We start from the raw sequence: 18368 nt of genomic DNA, 5'->3' as shown, positions 1-18368 counted from the left end.
GCCCGGCATGGACGTCATCCTCGTCATCAACGCGGGCTCGTCGAGCATCAAGTTTCATGCATTCGAAGCGAACGGCGCGCAACTCGAACCGATCGCGGGCGGCAAGCTCGAAGAGCTCTACACGAACCCGCGCTTCACGGTGAAGCGCCAGAGCGGCGACGTGATCGAAGACAAGCGCTGGCCCGAAGGCGAGAAGCTCGGCCACGACAACGCGATCGCGTTTCTGCTCGACTGGCTGCGCAGCCATAACGAAGGCCGCGCGAAGCTGCTCGCAGTCGGCCATCGCGTGGTGCATGGCGGCGCCACGTATTCGGCGCCCGTGCGCGTCGATGCCCAGGTGCTGCAGGCACTCGAAGCGCTCGTTCCCCTCGCGCCGCTGCATCAGCCGCACAACCTCGCGGCGATCCGCTCGATCATGGCGCGCAACCCGCAGCTGCCGCAGATCGCGTGCTTCGACACCGCGTTCCATCACACGCAGCCCGCGGTCGCAACGCGCTTCGCGCTGCCGCCCGACATCACGGACCGCGGCGTGCGGCGCTACGGTTTTCATGGGCTGTCGTACGAGTACATCGCGAGCGTGCTGCCCGGCACGGACGAGCGCGCGGCCAAGGGCAAGACCGTCGTGCTGCATCTGGGCAACGGCGCGAGCATGACGGCGCTCGACAACGGCAGGAGCGTCGCGAGCACGATGGGCTTCACGGCCGTCGAAGGTCTCGTGATGGGCACGCGCTCGGGCAGCCTCGATCCCGGCGTCGTGCTGTGGATGCTGGAAGAAGCGAAGATGGATGCGCAGGCGATCGAATCGCTGTTGTACAAGCGTTCGGGTCTGCTCGGCGTATCGGGCATTTCGAGCGACATGCGCACGCTGCTCGCCAGCACCGACCCGCGGGCCGCCGAAGCCGTCGAGCTGTTCTGCTATCGGATCTCGCGCGAACTGGGCTCGCTCGCGGCGGCGCTCGGCGGGCTTGACGCGATCGTCTTCACGGCGGGCATCGGCGAGCGCGCGGACCCGGTGCGCAAGCGCGCGTGCGAGCTGGCTGCGTGGCTCGGCGTATCGATCGACGACGAGGCGAACAAACGGCACGGTCCACGCATCAGCGATCAGACAAGCGCCGTGGACGTGTGGGTGATCCCCACCAACGAAGAACTGATGATCGCGCGGCACGCGCTGCGCCAGCTGGAGGGCTGAGTATGGACACACCAACGGGCAAGCCGCTCGATCAACGCAAGGTGCTGATCGTCGGCATCGCCAACGAGCATTCGATTGCGTACGGGTGCGCGCGTGCTTTCCGCGAACTCGGCGCGGAACTCGCCATCACGTATCTGAACGACAAGGCGAAGGCCTACGTCGAGCCGCTCGCCCAGGAGCTGGGCGCGTCGCTGCTGTTGCCGCTCGACGTGTCGAAGCCCGGCCAGCTCGAAGCCGCGTTCGACGCGATCCGCGCCACGTGGGGACGGCTCGACGTCGCGGTGCATTCGATCGCCTTCGCGCCGAAAGAAGACCTGCAAGGCGGTTTGCTGAACAGTTCGCCCGAGGGGTTCTCGATTGCGATGGACATCTCGTGTCACTCGTTCATCCGCATGGCGCGCCTTGCCGCGCCGTTGATGGACGACGGCGGCGCATTGTTCGCGATGAGCTATCTCGGCGCGTCGCGCGTCGTGCCAAATTACGACCTGATGGGTCCCGTGAAGGCCGCCCTCGAAGCGTCGTGCCGCTACCTCGCGCACGAACTCGGGCCGAAGCGCATCCGCGTGCACCCCATCTCACCAGGGCCGCTCAAGACACGCGCGGCGTCGGGCCTGAAGGACTTCGACCTGCTGCTGAACGAAGCCGCCGAACGCGCGCCCATTGGCGAACTGGTCGACATCATGGACGTCGGCTACACATGCGCGTTCCTGTCGACGCCGTACGCGCGGCGCATGACGGGCAACACGATCTTCGTCGACGGCGGAGTCAGCATCATCGGCTAGACGGCGCTATGAAACTCTTCATCAGCGGATTTCCGCCCAGAGCGACCTGCGACGATATCAAGGCGCTCGTGTTCCGCTACTCGCACGCGGATTGCCGCGACATCGACCTGGTCGGCGCGGCCGACGAGCATCCCGCCGCGCTCGTTTCGATCAAGGGCGCGAACTGGACCACGCTCAACAACCTCCGGCGCCGTCTGCACGGCATGTACTGGCATCGCTGCAGGCTGTCGGTGCAGGTGCTGTCGTTCTGGGACGTCAGCGAAGCGGCCGAGGCGCGCCGGCAAACAAGAACACCTTCACTGAACCGGGCCTGATCGACCGCCGCCTGTAAACCGTTTCCTCTCTGGAAACGTTGTACTTCTGCGCGCCGCGCCCGTGCCTGCTCTGACGTCGCTGCCGTTATGTCATAGCATGATGGATCTTGCACGGCACGCCAGCAGCCGCTTGCCTTTTCTCGCCCGATTCGAAAAACACACGTAGTCGAAATGAACGATGCATCGCATAAGATGAGTTCAATCTCATCATCGTCGAACGCCCCCGCCGTGACGACACCCTCCACTGCCGCAAAACGGGAACGCGCGCACGATCACCCCTGCGCCATGCACAAGGACTCCGCGAGGCACGGCGGAACGCCTTGGGCAATGTTCGCGCTGTCGGTGGCCGGGCTGCTGGTGGGCATTTTCGCGGTGGTCGGGCCGGAGCACGTGTCTGTCGCCGTCGCGAAGACGCTGCTCACGGTCGGCTGCCTGCTGATGGCGGCGCTCGCGGGAGTCGTCGCTTCCGATCTGTCCCGCAATCGCTGAGCGTGCTGCACCAACGCGGCGCATCCCGAAACGTATAAAGTGGTGCACCGCATCACTTTTCCTGCTATACTCGCAGATTCACTTTTCCGCACGCGTCGAATTGCGTCCTAACTGGAAGGCATGACACGGAAGCATTGCGCAGAGACTGTCCTGCAAACCCACCAAAGGCTTGTTGCCGTGGGTCGTGCAGATGACCTCGAGCGCATCGTTCCGGGTCGATCGATTCGTGCAACACCCCGCCCTCCCTCACGATCCGACAGGTCATGCTGCCTGCCGCGCGTGCGCGCGCGGGGAAGCGAAACAGCCTGCCGAGGAGAACGTATTGGCAAAGCTTGACCGGGACAACTCCCAGTTCGAAACGACCGCAGCGAAGGCGCCCAAGCGCGCCGCAAAGGCAAAGGCGCAACCCGCCGCCGTGCCGCAAGACGCCGCCTTGATGGAATCCCTCGCTGAAGAGCGTCAACGTCAGATGCGCGCGCTGATCGCGCTGGGCCGCGAGCGCGGCTATTTGACGCATGCCGACATCAACGACCACTTGCCCGACAACTTCACCGAGACAGCCGCGATGGAAACCATCGTCAGCACGTTCGGCGAAATGGGCGTCTCGGTGTACGAAACGGCGCCCGACGCGGAAACGCTGCTGCTGAACGACGGCCCGTCGGCCGCCGCCACGGACGATCAGGCGGACGAAGAAGCGGAAGTCGCGCTGTCCACCGTGGATTCCGAATTCGGCCGCACGACCGACCCCGTGCGCATGTACATGCGCGAAATGGGCGCGAGCGAGCTGCTCACGCGCGCCGGCGAAATCGAAATCGCCAAGCGCATCGAAGGCGGCCTGCAGGACATGGTGCAAGCCATCGCGATGTGCCCGTCGATCATCTCGACCATTCTGGCGGACGTCGACCGCGTGGTGGCGGGTGAGATCCGTATCGACGAACTCGTCGACGGCATCAGCAATCCGAACGAAGCCGCCGAGCTCGACGACGAAGCCGCCGAAGCGGCAGCGGAAGAAGAGCTCGACGCGAGCGCATCGGACGAAGACTCGGACGACGATGACGGCGACCTGTCGGATGACGGCGGCGAAAAAGCCAACGCCGCTCGCCTCGAACAGCTGACGGCCGACAGCCTCGCGATCTTCCAGCGCGTGCGCGACCTGTTCGCGAGCGTGCCGGACATGCCCGTGACCGACAAGCGCCGCGCCACCGCGATTGCGAACCTGCGCGAGTCGATCCAGCAGGAACTCACGCCGATCCGCTTTACGGCCAAGACCATCGACCGTCTGTGCGCGGAAGTGCAGGCGCAGGTCGCGCAGGTGCGCGCGATCGAGCGCAACATCCTGTCGATCGCCGTGGACCGCTGCGACATGCCGCGCGAAGCGTTCGTCGAATCGTTCCCGGGTCACGAGACCGATCTCGAATGGACGACGCGCACGGCTGCGAAGTCGAAGACGTACGGCCCGGCGCTCGAGCGTCACCTGCCCGCCATCCAGTCGGAACAGCAAAAGCTCGTCGACATCGAAGCATCGATCGCGCTGCCGCTGCAACAGCTCAAGCAGATCAACAAGCAGCTCGGTTCGGCCGAAGGCAAGATGCGCCAGGCCAAGCGCGAGATGATCGAAGCGAACCTGCGTCTGGTCATTTCGATCGCGAAGAAGTATGTGAATCGCGGCATGCACTTCCTCGATCTGATCCAGGAAGGCAACATCGGCCTGATGAAGGCCGTGGACAAGTTCGAATACCGCCGCGGCTGGAAGTTCTCGACGTACGCGACGTGGTGGGTCCGTCAGGCCATCACGCGCGCGATCGCCGACCAGGCGCGCACCATTCGTGTGCCCGTTCACATGATCGAGTCGATCAACAAGCTGAATCGCATCCAGCGCGAGATCGTGCAGCAGACGGGCCAGGAGCCGCATCCTTCGGTGCTCGCCGAGCGCATGGACATGCCCGAGGCGAAGATCCGCAGCATCCTGAAGATCGCGAAGAATCCGGCCTCGCTGGATTCGCCGGTTGGTGAAGATGCCGACACGACGCTCGGCGACATGATCGAGGACACGTCGGCAACGTCGCCCGCCGACGCCGCGATCCACGCGAACATGCGCCGCGCAATCGACGAAGCGCTCGATGCATTGACGCCGCGTGAAGCGAAGGTGCTGCGCATGCGTTACGGCATCGATACGGCATCGGAACTGACGCTCGAAGAAGTGGGCCGCCAGTTCGACGTCACGCGCGAGCGTATCCGCCAGATCGAAGGCAAGGCGATCCGCAAGCTCAATCATCCGAGCCGTGCGGACAAGCTGCGCCCGTTCCTCGAACGCAGTTGATCCGCAGTTGATGTACAAGGCCGCCGCCTGGCGCGCGCGGCCTTGCTACAAAAAAGCGCGGCAGCCAACAGGCTGCCGCGCTTTTTTTTTGCTCGACGTTCAGACGGGCATACGAACACCGCATGCGCCGTCGAACCCCGCCGCTCAGTGATGCTCGCTGTATTCCTTGCGTGCCATCGGCGTGGCGCGAACCTTCGCATACTGGAACGCCGGGATTGCCTTGACTGCATCCTTCGTCGCGCCTGCCCAGACGAGCTTGCCGTTCGTATAGTCGATCTGCGACAGCGGCACAGCCACATCATGCTGCGAGACGCCAAGGAACTGGTGCGCAGCCACGATCGCAAACGAAGACGCGTTGTCCGGCGCAATGATGATGTCGTGCATCACCCCGACCTTCTGTCCTTGTTCGTTGTAGACCGGCTTGCCGAGCAGGCTCTTCTTCACGCTCCAGCCGTTGATGATGATCGCTTCCTGCTCGACACTCACGCCGATGGTCTGCGAACCTGCCACCTGCGCGTTTGCCTGGTTGCCGATCACGCCGAACGTCGATACCGCGATCAGAACCGCTGCCCACTTTGCCTTCATAGCTTATTCTCCGATGTGAAATGTTGCGAGGAACTGCCGCTTCTTGTAAGGAGCGCTCTACATTACCTCATCAGAAAGAAAAAGTCGCACAAGGGTACGTGCGCCGTTTTAGGGAATGCACGGCGACGTGCGTCGGCGGCGCCTATTTCGCGAGCCGCAATCCCTTTGCGAGCACCGTGCCGTCCTTCTGATTGACGAGCCACACGGCCTGCACATTCGCGTGCAGCGTCGAGGTGCGGCGCGTGATGTCGGTGGGCTCTTCATCGGTAGGGTCGCTGTGCTCGCGCGTCTCGCTCAGATACGGCGGTTCGAGCGTGCAGACCAGCACGATGGCGAAGTTGTCGTCGGCCTGCTCGAAGCTCGCTTGCGAGAGCTTCAGGCGCCCCCGCGCCGTGGTCTTCGTTTTGCCGCCGGTCCGCAATTCAATCGAATCGATCTTCTGGATGAAGCCTTTTGCCTTTGCATCGGGCGCGATAACGAGACCGCGACCGCTTTGGCCTTCGATCTTCTGGTAGAGCAGTATCGTGTCGGGATGTTCGTCGCCCGCAAGCGGCACGTTCACACTCAGCATGTCCGTATTCGCGCGATACAGGATGCCGTGCGGCGCGGGAATCATGAACAGAAACGTTCGCTGTCCGTTTTCCGTCGTCGCGGCGTGGCCGCGCACGATACGGTCGAACGGCTCGCGCGCGAGATTGCGAATGCGATCGGTTAGCGAATGCGTCGCGCCGGAAGGCATCTGGCGCGCGAGCGCGTCGCGCAGCTTGACGGGGTCATCGGGCGTGACGTGATCGGGCGTTGCTGTCGCGCTCGCCGCTTGCGCTTCGTTTGACGTTTTTGTCTCGCTGGCTTGCGTGGCCGGGTTCGTTGCGGATTTCGATGCCGGTTTCGGTGCCGGCTGGGGTGCCGATTGTGTCGCCGATTGCGTCCCCGATTGCGTCCCCGATTGGGTCGCCGCCTGCGTACCGCTCGCGGCAGATAGCGCCAATGCGATGCATAGCGGCGGCATCATGCGATTGACCCAGGCAACCGTGCGATTCAGAAATTGCACAACATCCTCTCCGTTGTAATGGGCGCTATGCTTGCGCCTTGCCGCGTCGAACGCGGTCCGTTTCAGCTCGATTCTAAGCGTATTCGGTCAACGGGATTGGGTAGGCCCGCAGCGCCATCGCGCGCAGCCGGACAAAAAAAACGCCAGGCACGGAAGCACCTGGCGTATGTCGCGCTGTCACTACGCGGGCGCTCGATGCGACCTTCTACTTGTTTGATCGGAAACACGCCAATCGACTGCCGGGTCTTGCCCGCCAGACCATCGACGCATGCGTGACGGCCTCGCGTCGCCGGATTGCTCCGTGTGCCCTTCCGTGTATAACGACCCGCCACGGCTCGCCTTTAGGCTTTTCGCGTGGAAATTCAGGCGGCGAAAGAAATAAGCGCGACGGATGAATGGCTCATCGCAATCGATCGAGTTTGCGCAACGGCGCAGCCCGTCCGCAAACCTTGCTGCTTTCGATGCGCGGCATGAAGCCGCGAAGGCGTTATCGCGCGCTCACGCAAGCAGCCCGCGCGCCGCGAGATTCGCGTACAGCGCGCGCACGCCGAAGGTCCACGGCGTGATCTGCGTGCTTAGCTGCACCGTATTGCGCAATGCGCCGAGCTGCGGCGTCGAGATCGTCACGACGTCGCCGAGATGATGTGTGAAGCCGCCGCCCTTCGTGTCGCGGTCCTTGATCGGCGAAAACATCGTACCGAGAAACAGCATGAAGCCGTCGGGATATTGATGATGCTTGCCGCAGGTCTGCGCGACGAGATCGGCGGGATCACGGCTGATCTCCGACATATGGCTCACGCCTTCGAGCAGAAAGCCGTCATCGGCGCCTTCGACCCGCAGCGCCACACTCGCGCGCCGCACGGAATCCAGCGTGAAATCGCCATCGAACAGTCGCACGAACGGACCGATCGCACACGATCCATTATTGTCCTTACATTTGCCCAGCAGCAGCGCCGACCGCCCTTCGATATCGCGCAGATTCACGTCGTTACCGAGCGTCGCGCCCACGATCGTCGCGCGGCTGTTCACGGCCAGCACGATTTCCGGCTCCGGATTGTTCCATGTCGAGGCCGCGAGCAAACCGACATCGGCGCCGAACCCCACCGACGACATCGCCTGCGACTTCGAAAACACCTCTGCATCGGGGCCGATGCCGACTTCCATGTATTGCGACCACGCGCCGCGCCGCTCGAGTTCCGCCTTCAGTCGCGCTGCCGCTTCCGAGCCGGGTTTGACCTTCGACAGGTCCGTGCCGATCACCGTCGCAATTGTCTCGCGCACTTCTTCGGCCTTCGCGGGGTCCCCGCCCGCCTGCTCTTCGATCACGCGCTCGATCAGGCTCACGGCGAACGTGACGCCGCATGCCTTGATCGGCTGGACGTCGCACGGCGCGAGCAGCCGCACGTTCGCGGCTGCGTCGTTCGCGAGGCTCGCCGCGACCAGTTGCGCCGCGCTGCCCAGGTGTTCGCCCGGCGCGTTGCGCGCGACGTCCACGGCATCGTCGCGCTCGAACAGATCGGCCGTGGTCGGCGCGCTCGACGTGATGTCGAACACCTCGCCGTTGCGCACGGCCACCACGCTCGGGCCTTCGTGCCCGCCCGTGGCGCGCCACACGCGGCCGATCAGCAGCGCGCGGTCGAGGTCGGCGGGAAGATAGTTCATGTCGGTCGATGCGGTCATGACGCGAGTCTCCGATTTCGTTATCGGTAACAAAAAATCATGGTATCACGGCGCAAGAAGGGCTCGACGCGCGCATCAGGCGCTTTCGCGCGCGATCACCGTGTACTCGATCACCCGCTTGCGCAGCGACGCGCGCGCCGGCTTGCCGGCGCCGTTGCCATCGCTCGCAGCCAGCGCGGCCAGCAGCGTCTCGCCCGTGTGCGCGCCGATACCGTAGGCGTCGACGGAAATCGTCGTGATCGTCGGCGTGCAGCACGCGGCCACTTCGAAATTGCCGAAGCCCGCGATGGCGATGTCGCCCGGCACCGACAGCCCGCGCCGATGGCACTGCATGATCGCGCCGAATGCCGACATGTCGCTCACGCACATCACGGCGTCGGTATCGGGCCATTGCTGCAGCAGCTTGTCGAGCGCGGGCGCGCCGTGGCTCATCGTGATGGGCGATTCGCCCAGGCGCACGACGCGCTCGCTCATGCCCCGCGCCTTCATTTCCTGCTGATAGCCCTTGAGCCGTTCGAGTCCGCGCCTGTCGAGCTCGCTCGCGCCGCCGATGAAGCCGATGCGCCGATAACCGCGCTCGCACAGATAGCGCACCATCTCGCGCGCCGCTTTGGTATTCGAAAAGCCGACTGCGGCATCGATCGGCGACGCGGGCAGATCCCACATCTCGACGACGGGCACGCCCGAGCGCACCAGCAATTCGCGCGTCGCAGCCGTATGCTGCGCGCCCGTCAACGCGATGCAGCGCGGCTGATGACGCAGCATCGAGCGCACGAGCCGCTCTTCGCGCTCGAGGTCATAGTCGGTATCGCCGATCAGCAGTTGCAGACCGTGCGGTTCGAGCGCGGCTGTCAGGCCGCGCACGGTGTCGGAGAAATTGGAGCTGGCGAGCGACGGCACGAGCACGGCGGCAAACGCCGAGCGTCCCGACGACAGCGCGCCCGCCGCGGCATCGGCGACGTAGCCGAGTTCGTCGATGGCCTGCTGCACGCGCTCGCGGGTCGCGGGCGCGACGCCGGTGCCCGCCAGCACGCGCGACACCGTCATCTTCGATACGCCTGCGAGCGCCGCGACATCGGCCATGCGCGGCGGGCCGGCAAGCGTGCCGCGTGATTCGATGGCGCGCTTCGCGCCGCGTGAAGTGCTCGACATGCTGATCGGCCCTGGTCGGATTCGTGAACAGGCGCCTATCATACCGGCACCGCGCGCACCCGCCGTCGGCGATCGACGTGAGCGCCGCGCTCAGTCCGTCACGCGCAATGCGCTGCGTTTTTCGATGAGGCCCGGCACGAACACGCGCATCGCGAACACGCCGCCCGATTGCGGATACTGTTCGATCTCTTGCGCGGGCCGCCCCTGACGCGCGGTCGTCACGTAGAGCGTGCGCAGGTCGTCGCCGCCGAACGCGCACATTGTCGGGCAGCGCGCGGGCAGATGATGTTCCTCGACGACCTTGCCTTCGGGCGAAATGCGCACCACGCGCCCGCCTTCGTACAGCGCGGACCAGTAGTAGCCTTCGCTATCCACCGACGCGCCGTCGGGGCGTCCGCGATCCGTCGGCGTCGGCTCGAACTTCACCCAGTCTTCGCGCGGGCCGACCTCGCCGCTGCCGATGTCGTACGGATGACGGTAGATCGTGAAGCGCGGCGTGTCGGAGTGGTAGCACCAGCGATAGTCCGGGCTGAACGCCATGCCGTTCGACGTGAGCAGGCCCGCGTCGATCTTCGTCAGCGCGCCGTTCGCATAGCGGTACAGCGAGGCGGCGTTGCCCGCTTTCGGCTCGTCGAGCGTGCCGAGCCAGAAGCGGCCGCGCGCGTCGCAGCGGCCATCGTTGAAGCGGCTCGCGGCAGGGTTCTCGGGGTTCGCGCACAGCTTGCGCACCACGTTGCCTTTCGCATCGAGCAGATAGATGCCCGTGCGCATGCCGGCAATGAATCCGTCGTCCTCTGTCAGCGAAAAGCATCCGATGTTTTCGGGCATCGCAATCGAGGTGTCCTGTCCCGTCTTCGGATCGAAGCCATGTAACGCGGGCGCCTGAATGTCGACCCACCACAGCTTCGCGCGGCGTTCGTCCCAGCGCGGGCATTCACCGAGCGCGGCGGCGGCAGGCAATACACATTCGAACGTCTGCATGATGACGATCCTCTGCGATGAACGGTGGGGCCGCGCGCCCGACGCAGCGCGCGGATCGGTCAACAGTAGCAGACATTCGCGCGCGCGGCAGCGTCAGCACCCGGCGGATCCTGCTTCGATAGCTGACTCGCCGGCAACGCATCGCCGGTCCCTGTCAACTCGCACGGCCCCCTCTGCGAATGCCGCTGCGACGCATTCGCGAACGCGCGCCGCGATCGTCCCTGAGGCGTTCGGGACGCGTGCTCGCGCTATGACGCAAGGCGTCCGTGTCGTCGCTTGCCGATGAAACTGCCGGCGTCGTGTCGCGCGCGAAGCACTCGATCCAGGCCGAAATGCGCTGCTTCATTCCCTCTCCATGAGATTGGTGTCGCGGGGTCGCCTGATAGAACGTGGCGACCGCGCGAGCGTAAACGCAAACGGCGTCCCGACCGTCCGGTTCGAAAACCAGACCGTGGGACGCCGTTGTCCAAGCGATGCTGCAAAGCCAGCTGCGGCGCGGCTCATCGTCGATGCCGCGGCGTCCGACATGCAAGCTGTATGCCACTTCCGGCGTTCAGCGACCGGCCGCCACCGCTTGAGCCCGTGGATCGCGCCCAGCCGCATGCATCGGCGCGTGAACGATCTTGATGCCTCGCGGCACGCTCGTGGTGCGTCGCAGCACTACGCGAGTGCGCCGCCGATCGGCACGCATCGATCGTTCACATGACAACCCAGGCACATCGTCGCCCCACGCGGCAAGCACACTCGCGTTCGGTGCGAACAGGCGGCGCGTCGAACGAAGCGTCTGGCCTCGTTCTTGCAACTACGCGTTTCGCCGGCAAAGGCGCCGGCATCGAATCGAATCCGGGCATGCGACATCGACTGCCCGCGACATGAACAGACAGGATTGAACCGGACAGCGGCGTCCCCCTTCGTGCATGCACGAGCGGGACGCCGTTTTGCATTGGCGCGCGCATGCATGCCGGGCACGCGATGGAGAACAGGATGAACAAGGGCAAAGTGACACTCGTCAGCGCAGGACCGGGCGACCTCGATCTGTTGACCTTCAGGGCAGCGAAGGCCATTGCCGCCGCCGACGTGCTGCTGATCGACGACCTCGTCGACGACGAGATCGTCACATTGAAGGCGCCGCACGCGCGCGTCATCAGGGTCGGCAAGCGCGGCGGCTGCAAATCGACGCCGCAGGCCTTCATCCAGCGGCTGATGCGCCGCTATGCGCTGCAAGGCAGGCACGTCGTGCGCGTCAAGGGCGGCGAGGCGCTGCTGTTCGGCCGCGCCGGCGAAGAAATCGCGGAACTCGCGCAGGCAGGGATCGCCGTCGATATCGTCAATGGCATCTCGTCGGGTTTCGCGGCGGCGGCGGGGCTTGGCGTGTCGCTCACGCATCGCGACCATTGCCAGGGTGTGATCTTCGTGACGGCGCATCTGCGCGACGGCACCGAGCCCGACTGGGGGGCGCTGGCGGCGACGGGCATGACGCTCGCGATCTACATGGGCGCGAGCCGCATCGACAGCATCAGCGGCGCGTTGCGCCACACGCTGGCGCCCGACACGCCCGCCGCCGTCGTGCAATGGGCGGGCACGGCGCGCGAGAAGCGCGTCTGCGCGACGCTCGGCGACATCGCGGCGCGCGCGGCACAGGCGCAGATCGCGAGCCCGGCCGTGATCCTGATTGGAAACGCTATCGGCGAAAGCGTGGCGAACGAGGCGGCGCGCAGCGAGCCGGTACGAAGAATGCGCGCGTGATCCGTTAGCTCATGCGGCGCCCGGCAGGCCGCACATGATCTTCACGATATCGGCCTGCGTCAGCATGCCGATGACGCGCCCGCCCGCTTCGACAACGGGCAGATGATGGTGCCCGTTCTTCGCGAAGAGCGGAATGACGTCTGTCAGCGGCGTGTCCGCTTCGACGTAGTGAACGTGGGCCGACATCACCGTCGTGACGGGCCGCTCGCGCCGTTCTTCTTCGGGCACGGTGACGTCGGAGGCGAGCTTCAGAAAAGGCAGGACTTCCTCGAGCGGCTGCAGATCGACGTGCGTGACGACGCCTTTGAGGCGCCCTTCGGCGTCGACCACGGGCAGCAGCTTGATATGACGGGCGTCGAGCACTCGCAGCGCGCCGCCGATCGTCGTATCGACGGACACCGTGACGGGCGGCTTGCGCATCACGTCGGCGCATCGCAGCTGCATCAGGTCGTGCAGAAACGCTTGCCTGCGCAGTTCGTCTAGCAGCGCGCGCCGCCTGTCGTGTGCCTCATGTCCCTCATATTCGTCATATGCGGCCGCGTGCGGCTCGTGCGCCGCAGCGTCGCCGCTGCCATGCTCGGGTCCGATGCGTTGCCGCTGGCTCCCGAAACACCAGTGCAAAACCGACGAGATCGACATGTTCGCCTCCGCGGTGACGTTCGACCGTTCACCTGATTACCAATGCAGCGCCCAGCGCTTTCGGCTCGCTTATTGCCCGCATATTGCCTGCTTTTCGCCTGCGTTCGGCTTGCGCTATCACAACGTCACTTTACATCATAACGTGAGATATTGCCGGGCGACGGCAGTCGCGGCGCTGCGAGGGCAAAAAGTCCAGCATGCGATAATCGCGCATTACGTCGCGCCGCGACGGCCTTTTGCTTCTGCCCTTGAAATCGCTTCTCGCCCCGCTCGACCAGATCGCGGAATTCGATGAAATCGTCGACGTCCGCACGCCGCTCGAATTCGCCGAAGACCACATTCCCGGCGCGCTCAACGCGCCCGTGCTGTCCAACGAGGAGCGCGTGGTCATCGGCACGATGTACAAGCAGGTGTCGCCTTTCGAGGCGACGCGCGTCGGCGCCGCCATGGTGTCGCGCAACATTGCCGCGCACCTGGAAACGACCTTTGCGGACCGGCCGCGCAACTGGCGGCCGCTGGTTTATTGCTGGCGCGGCGGCAAGCGCTCCGGTTCGATGACGACCTGGCTGAATCTGATCGGCTGGCGCGCGCGGCAACTGGACGGCGGCTACAAAAGCTATCGACGCAACGTCGTCGATCTGCTCGAAACACTGCCGCAGCAATTCAGCTACATCGTGCTCGCGGGCCATACGGGCAGCGGCAAGACGCGTTTGCTGAACGCGCTCGCGCACGCGCACGCCCAAACGCTCGACCTGGAAGCGCTCGCCGCGCATCGCGGCTCCATTCTCGGCACGCTGCCCGGCGCGCCGCAGCCTTCGCAGAAAGCATTCGACACTTCGCTCGTGGGCGCGTTACGCGGTTTCGATCCGCAGCAGCCCGTGTTCGTCGAAGCCGAGAGCCGGCGCATCGGCGCCATTTCGTTGCCGCTTTCGTTGACGCAGCAGATTCATCGCGGCACCTGCGTCACGGTGGAAACGCAGCGCGACGAGCGCATCCGCCTGCTGTTGCAGGACTACGCGCATCTGTTCGACAACCCTACGCAGTTCAAGTCCCTGCTCGCGAAGCTCGTCGAGCTGCATGGGCACGCGAGAATCGGCGAATGGCAGCGCATGATCGACGAGGACCGCCGCACCGAGCTGTTCGAGCAGTTGATCGATCTGCACTACGACCCCGCTTACGCGCGCAGCACGCGCAAGCATTTCGCGCAGTTGCCGGAGTCGCTGCGCTTCGCGCTGCGGCCCACGCAAGCCGATCTCGACGAGCAGGCGCGCGCGCTGCTGAACCAGTTGCGATAGCCCCTGCGCTTTACCAGTGCTCCGCCGTCGGCCACGGCAGGCGCTGCAATGACCAGTCCAGTTCCGCGCCGACCACGCAGCGCCCCTCGCCCGATTGCAGCGCGACCGTCACCGCGATGCACGGCCGGCCGCTCGCCAGCGACAAATACGGGCTGCTCGTGATGGGCACGCCGGGCCGCAGCACGGCATTGCGGAAATACGGCCGATGGTCCCAGCGCGCATCGCGCGGGTTCGCCACGGGATGCAGCGACGCGCCGTCGATCGCGGACGCCTTGCCCGGCACTTCATGCCCGATCTGCCGGCCTGTGTCGTCGAGGACGAAACAGCTGATGCACAACTCCAGCTGCGCGAGATCGTAGAACGCGTCGTTGAGCGGCATGCCCTTGAGCCACGCGTCGACGCCGGCATCGAGCGCCTGCCGGTACGGACCGACTTCCGATTCGAACATCGCGTGCTGATGCGCGCGCCCTTGCGCGATCACGTCGAAGGCGTGGTCGATGCGCCGGTGCACGGCGTCGGGCGGCGTGACGGAGGCGGACGGACGCCCCAGCAGGTAACCCTGCGCAAAGTCGACATTCGATTCGACCGCGAGAATCAGCTGCTCCGTTGTTTCGACGCCCTCCACGACCACGAGCATGCCCGCCTGATGCAGCAGCGACACCAGCTTCGGCAGGATCGGCTGATCCGCGCCGGCGCTTTTCGCGCGGATCAGCTCGCCGTCGAGCTTCACGAGGTCGGGGCGGATGCGCAAAAGCCGGTCGAGATTTGAGTGGCCCGCGCCGAAGTCGTCGACGGCGATCAGGAAGCCGTGGTTGCGATACTCGCTCGCCGCGCGCGACAACTCGTCGACGCTGCCGCCATGCGATTCCAGCAGTTCGAGCACCACGCGCTCCGGCTCGAGACCCGCCGCGCGCGCAATCGTCGCGAGCTGGTCGGGGTAGCCTTCGGCGACGAAGGTCGCCGGCAGAATGTTGAGGAACACCCATGCGCCGTCCGTTATCAGGCGGCGCGCGTTGCGCACGTGCAGCGCGTGGCTCACGCGGTCCAGCTCGCCCTGATCGGTGAACGGCTTCGGCGAGAACAGCACGGCGGGCGGCACCTGTTCGCCGTCTTCGCGCTCGCCGCGCAGCAGCGCCTCGAAGCCCACCTGCTTCTGATGCGACAGGCTGTAAAGCGGCTGGAAATGCGAGGTCAGCCAGAAATCGTCCCATTGCTGGCGCAGCGGATGCAAGGGTGCGTCGTCCGCACGCTGGTCGTCCCACGTGGGGCGCACGGAGTCGACGAACGTCGCGCGCTCCGCGCAGACGCGGTTGCGGCCGGAATACTTGGCGCGCAGCAGCGCCTCGTCGGCGCGGTCGAGCAGCGCCATCACGCTCTCGCCCGGCCGGTACTCGGCAACGCCGAAGCTCGCGCTCAACTGCCCGTCGGGCCGCGCGATCCGGCCGATCGCCTCGCGCAGCGTTTCGGCCAGTTGCGCCGCCGCGCGCAAGCCGGCGTCGTGCAGCAGCGCGAACTCCTCGCCGCCGATCCGGCTCACGATATCGCCGGACGACGTCACATCCTTCAGCACGCGCGCGACGTCCGCCAGCGCCTGATCGCCGACACCATGCCCGAACTGGTCGTTCAGCGACTTGAAGTAGTCGATGTCGAGAAAGATGGCGCTCGTCTTGCTGCCGCGACCGAGCTTCGACAGACGCAACGCCGCCTGTTCCAGAAAGGCGCGGCGGTTTTGCAACCCTGTCAGGGGATCGGTGGCGGCAAGACGCGCGAGCCGCTCTTCGAGCAGGAAATGATGGCGCCTGAACCCGTAAAAGCCGAAATGAAACACGGCTGCTGTGGGCACCGCGATCAGCACCCACATCCAGCACACGGCGTCCGCATCGCCGCGCGGATGCGGCAGACCCAGCAGGAAGGGCGTGCCCGCCGCGTAGAAGAGCGCCGTGCCGATGCCGAAATGCGCGGGCGTCAGCCACAGCGGCGCGGCGCAGACGGGGATCACCACGATCGCGGGCAGTGCCCACAGCAACGGCTCGTCGAGCCCGGCAACCGTCAACGCGATGCCCGCGAGCAGGACGAGCGTGTACGCCACGCCGATGCTGCCGAATATCCACGTGCTCTTCGCGCGTGGAATCGCGACCACGAGCAGCGCAAGGCCGGCGGCACACGCGAGCCGCCACGCGAGCGGCACGGCGCTGCCCGCAGCGAGGCTGCGCGCGCTTGCGAACGCAATGAAGGCGACGACGGTAAACGCCATCGTCACGGTTGAAAGGGGGCGCTGATGCTCCAGCGAACGTCGGTGAAACCGGTTTCTAAATCCGGCGTCGGACGTTTGTTCCGTCAAAAAGGAAAACATGTTGACCCAGGCCAGTTCACGTCACTCTGCCGATGTATAACGGCAGCAAAAGCCTGAGGTTAATACTTCAGATCAAATCACGCGCACGGACGTTCGGATTGCGCCGCGGCGTGATTTGACATTTGCGCTCACGCCGTGCCGATTGCGCGGCGTGGATTGCATCGGACGGGCGTGTGTTGCGCACAACCCTTTTATTTTTTTGATGGGGTGATGGGCGCCGCACGGAAGAGAGTCCCAACGCGCGCCGCTTGCGTCTCATAGCACGCGTGCGAGAAAGCGCGTTCCGGCAACGGGATTCGCGTAATACGCAGCCGTATCGATGAAACCGAGACGCTCATACAGCCGCTGCGCGAACGCCGTTCGAGGCACGGAATCCAGCACGAGCCGCTCATAGCCCAGCGCTTTCGCGTTGAGGATCATGGCGCCGATCAGCTGCTCGCCAAGCCCAAGACCGCGCCAGTCCGGCCGCACGTACAGGCGCTTTACTTCCGCGACCTCGTCCGAATGACGCAGCAGGCCCACACAGCCCGCGAACCGTCCCTCGTCTTCGGCGACGATGAACATGCCCGAAGGCAGCGTGAAGGTCTGCTCGAAGGCTTGCATTTCCGCTTCGAAGCCTCGATACGACAAGTCCATGTCGAGCCACCGCACGTATTCGCGGATGATCTCGACGAGACGCGCCGTATCGCCGGGGAACACGGCCTCGCGAATGTGAGGCTTCGTCCGATGGAGTGAAGTCGACATATCGTCCTCGCGCTGAAATATCCGGATCGACCGTATGGCAGGCAGCGTATCTCCCGCGGCAGCGCGAGGTCTTGAACGTTTGTGATGCTTGCCGGCCTGTGTCTTCTCCATGTCGTCCCTTTCCTGACGCGTGGGCAATTTCTCGCAAGCAACCGGATTTATCGCCCGCTGCTCCCCCGAATGCATCGGCATGCGCCGCCTATGCTCGCAGCTCGAGACTATCTGCATCGAGGGGCTCATGCGCTTTACCACCGTTTCCATCGTGCTCGCCGCCGCGCTGTCCCTGCAGGGATGCGCGACGTCGCTGCAAACCTTCATGCTCGGCGGTCTGGCCGGCGCGGCGGCGGGCATCGGCGCCGTCACCTGCGTCGTCGTGTGTCACTAGCCTCGCGCCTGCCGATGAAGCTCAACCGTTATGCGCTCGCCGCCAGCTTCAATTGCGCGAAAGCGCATTCGACGGCGGAAACGCTGATCTGCCGCGATGTCGCCCTCTCGCGAGCCGACGACGAACTCGGCAACCTGTTCAGGCTCGCGCAGCGCCAGGCCGCCGACGGGCGCGCGTACCGGCGCGACAGCGACAGCAAGTGGGCGTGGCGCGAAGCGAATTGCACGGACATCGCGTGTCTCGCCGACTGGTACGCGACGCGCATCGAAGAGATCCGCGAGCAGTTGCACCAGTCCGCGCAAGACGGCGAACGCGCGCGGCCCGGCGACGCCGATCTCGCCGCAGCGTCCGAGCCCGCCGTGAGGCCGGCGATCAAGCCAGCGCGACGGGACGTGCACGCTTCGTCTGCCCGTGACATCCGGCAATGCACGGCCACGACGCAAGACCTCGTGCCGCCCGTGCAATGCCACAACGTGCTCGAAAAGCGCACGGCATGGCGATCCCGCGACGCTGACGCGGACAACTGGTTCTGCGGCGTCGCGATGATCGAGGGACGGCCGCAACAGGGCAGCGCTTCGCAATAGGAAAGCGATACGAAACGCGCTGCCGAGCGATCCGCAATACCCAACGACTCGCGGCGCTACACTCCCGTTTTCGTCTTTC

At 65.2% G+C, this 18368-nt stretch carries 17 protein-coding genes; 9 read left to right on the top strand and 8 right to left on the bottom strand.

Annotated features, from left to right (window positions below; genetic code table 11):
- Nucleotides 1-7: 7 nt before the first annotated feature.
- The 5 genes from H3V53_RS05805 to rpoD all read left to right on the top strand — a co-directional run bounded on the left by H3V53_RS05805 (nt 8) and on the right by rpoD (nt 5094).
- On the top strand, nt 8-1189 hold the full coding sequence (locus H3V53_RS05805) for an acetate/propionate family kinase (protein ID WP_336597136.1): 1182 nt from the start codon (nt 8-10) through the stop codon (nt 1187-1189).
- 2 nt (nt 1190-1191) lie between these two features.
- Nucleotides 1192-1971 (top strand): enoyl-ACP reductase FabI, encoded by a 780-nt coding sequence (fabI, locus tag H3V53_RS05800; RefSeq protein WP_054920429.1) that lies wholly within the window; start codon nt 1192-1194, stop codon nt 1969-1971.
- 8 nt (nt 1972-1979) lie between these two features.
- Entirely contained in the window at nt 1980-2285 is a 306-nt protein-coding gene (locus H3V53_RS05795; RefSeq protein WP_336597135.1) for an RNA-binding protein, read from the top strand.
- 327 nt (nt 2286-2612) lie between these two features.
- Nucleotides 2613-2774: a hypothetical protein gene (locus H3V53_RS05790; RefSeq protein ID WP_336597134.1), complete on the top strand. Its 162-nt coding sequence runs from the start codon at nt 2613-2615 to the stop codon at nt 2772-2774.
- Nucleotides 2775-3096: 322 nt separating this feature from the next.
- A complete protein-coding gene (gene rpoD / locus H3V53_RS05785; protein WP_336597133.1) occupies nt 3097-5094 on the top strand; it encodes an RNA polymerase sigma factor RpoD in 1998 nt (665 codons plus the stop codon).
- Between the two features lie 144 nt (nt 5095-5238).
- Here rpoD and H3V53_RS05780 read toward each other — a convergent pair whose 3' ends face one another.
- The 5 genes from H3V53_RS05780 to H3V53_RS05760 all read right to left on the bottom strand — a co-directional run bounded on the left by H3V53_RS05780 (nt 5239) and on the right by H3V53_RS05760 (nt 10543).
- Nucleotides 5239-5679 (bottom strand): PRC-barrel domain-containing protein, encoded by a 441-nt coding sequence (locus H3V53_RS05780; RefSeq protein ID WP_336597132.1) that lies wholly within the window; start codon nt 5677-5679, stop codon nt 5239-5241.
- 142 nt (nt 5680-5821) lie between these two features.
- Nucleotides 5822-6730 carry a hypothetical protein gene (locus H3V53_RS05775; RefSeq protein WP_336597131.1) on the bottom strand — a complete coding sequence of 303 codons (909 nt, stop codon included), beginning with the start codon at nt 6728-6730 and terminating at the stop codon, nt 5822-5824.
- Between the two features lie 498 nt (nt 6731-7228).
- Nucleotides 7229-8410 (bottom strand): fumarylacetoacetate hydrolase family protein, encoded by a 1182-nt coding sequence (locus tag H3V53_RS05770; RefSeq protein WP_336597130.1) that lies wholly within the window; start codon nt 8408-8410, stop codon nt 7229-7231.
- Between the two features lie 75 nt (nt 8411-8485).
- Nucleotides 8486-9493 carry a LacI family DNA-binding transcriptional regulator gene (locus H3V53_RS05765; RefSeq protein WP_336597252.1) on the bottom strand — a complete coding sequence of 336 codons (1008 nt, stop codon included), beginning with the start codon at nt 9491-9493 and terminating at the stop codon, nt 8486-8488.
- A gap of 159 nt (nt 9494-9652) precedes the next feature.
- Complete coding sequence (locus tag H3V53_RS05760) at nt 9653-10543, bottom strand: SMP-30/gluconolactonase/LRE family protein (protein WP_336597129.1); 891 nt, start codon at nt 10541-10543, stop codon at nt 9653-9655.
- 984 nt (nt 10544-11527) lie between these two features.
- On the opposite strand from H3V53_RS05760, the gene cobA reads away from it, so the two are divergent.
- Nucleotides 11528-12289, top strand: a complete 762-nt coding sequence (gene cobA / locus H3V53_RS05755; RefSeq protein ID WP_336597128.1) for a uroporphyrinogen-III C-methyltransferase — start codon at nt 11528-11530, stop codon at nt 12287-12289.
- A gap of 9 nt (nt 12290-12298) precedes the next feature.
- Here cobA and H3V53_RS05750 read toward each other — a convergent pair whose 3' ends face one another.
- Complete coding sequence (locus H3V53_RS05750) at nt 12299-12928, bottom strand: CBS domain-containing protein (RefSeq protein WP_336597127.1); 630 nt, start codon at nt 12926-12928, stop codon at nt 12299-12301.
- A gap of 248 nt (nt 12929-13176) precedes the next feature.
- Between H3V53_RS05750 and mnmH the strand changes: the two genes are divergently transcribed.
- Nucleotides 13177-14223 (top strand): tRNA 2-selenouridine(34) synthase MnmH, encoded by a 1047-nt coding sequence (mnmH, locus tag H3V53_RS05745; RefSeq protein WP_336597126.1) that lies wholly within the window; start codon nt 13177-13179, stop codon nt 14221-14223.
- 10 nt (nt 14224-14233) lie between these two features.
- Here mnmH and H3V53_RS05740 read toward each other — a convergent pair whose 3' ends face one another.
- On the bottom strand, nt 14234-16576 hold the full coding sequence (locus H3V53_RS05740; protein WP_336597125.1) for a bifunctional diguanylate cyclase/phosphodiesterase: 2343 nt from the start codon (nt 16574-16576) through the stop codon (nt 14234-14236).
- Between the two features lie 255 nt (nt 16577-16831).
- Nucleotides 16832-17320: a GNAT family N-acetyltransferase gene (locus H3V53_RS05735; RefSeq protein WP_336597124.1), complete on the bottom strand. Its 489-nt coding sequence runs from the start codon at nt 17318-17320 to the stop codon at nt 16832-16834.
- A gap of 238 nt (nt 17321-17558) precedes the next feature.
- Here H3V53_RS05735 and H3V53_RS05730 point away from each other — a divergent pair, with 238 nt between their 5' ends.
- The gene (locus H3V53_RS05730) at nt 17559-17705 is read left to right on the top strand and encodes a hypothetical protein (RefSeq protein WP_336597123.1); all 147 of its coding nucleotides are present in this window, start codon (nt 17559-17561) and stop codon (nt 17703-17705) included.
- Between the two features lie 14 nt (nt 17706-17719).
- A complete protein-coding gene (locus H3V53_RS05725) occupies nt 17720-18289 on the top strand; it encodes a lysozyme inhibitor LprI family protein (protein ID WP_336597122.1) in 570 nt (189 codons plus the stop codon).
- Nucleotides 18290-18368: the final 79 nt, after the last annotated feature.

This window comes from Paraburkholderia bengalensis, from assembly GCF_037126505.1.
GTDB lineage: Bacteria > Pseudomonadota > Gammaproteobacteria > Burkholderiales > Burkholderiaceae > Paraburkholderia > Paraburkholderia bengalensis.
Note: the sequence above shows the minus strand (reverse complement) of the source record. Positions and strands in the feature narration are given on the sequence as shown.

Excerpts from the sequence above, each read along its gene's own strand:
- H3V53_RS05805 (WP_336597136.1), top strand. The coding sequence starts at position 8 with ATGGACGTCATCCTCGTCATCAACGCGGGCTCGTCGAGCATCAAGTTT.
- fabI (WP_054920429.1), top strand. The coding sequence starts at position 1,192 with ATGGACACACCAACGGGCAAGCCGCTCGATCAACGCAAGGTGCTGATC.
- H3V53_RS05795 (WP_336597135.1), top strand. The coding sequence starts at position 1,980 with ATGAAACTCTTCATCAGCGGATTTCCGCCCAGAGCGACCTGCGACGAT.
- H3V53_RS05790 (WP_336597134.1), top strand. The coding sequence starts at position 2,613 with ATGTTCGCGCTGTCGGTGGCCGGGCTGCTGGTGGGCATTTTCGCGGTG.
- H3V53_RS05780 (WP_336597132.1), bottom strand. The coding sequence starts at position 5,679 with ATGAAGGCAAAGTGGGCAGCGGTTCTGATCGCGGTATCGACGTTCGGC.
- H3V53_RS05770 (WP_336597130.1), bottom strand. The coding sequence starts at position 8,410 with ATGACCGCATCGACCGACATGAACTATCTTCCCGCCGACCTCGACCGC.
- H3V53_RS05765 (WP_336597252.1), bottom strand. The coding sequence starts at position 9,493 with ATGGCCGATGTCGCGGCGCTCGCAGGCGTATCGAAGATGACGGTGTCG.
- H3V53_RS05760 (WP_336597129.1), bottom strand. The coding sequence starts at position 10,543 with ATGCAGACGTTCGAATGTGTATTGCCTGCCGCCGCCGCGCTCGGTGAA.
- cobA (WP_336597128.1), top strand. The coding sequence starts at position 11,528 with ATGAACAAGGGCAAAGTGACACTCGTCAGCGCAGGACCGGGCGACCTC.
- H3V53_RS05750 (WP_336597127.1), bottom strand. The coding sequence starts at position 12,928 with ATGTCGATCTCGTCGGTTTTGCACTGGTGTTTCGGGAGCCAGCGGCAA.
- H3V53_RS05740 (WP_336597125.1), bottom strand. The coding sequence starts at position 16,576 with ATGTTTTCCTTTTTGACGGAACAAACGTCCGACGCCGGATTTAGAAAC.
- H3V53_RS05735 (WP_336597124.1), bottom strand. The coding sequence starts at position 17,320 with ATGTCGACTTCACTCCATCGGACGAAGCCTCACATTCGCGAGGCCGTG.
- H3V53_RS05730 (WP_336597123.1), top strand. The coding sequence starts at position 17,559 with ATGCGCTTTACCACCGTTTCCATCGTGCTCGCCGCCGCGCTGTCCCTG.
- H3V53_RS05725 (WP_336597122.1), top strand. The coding sequence starts at position 17,720 with ATGAAGCTCAACCGTTATGCGCTCGCCGCCAGCTTCAATTGCGCGAAA.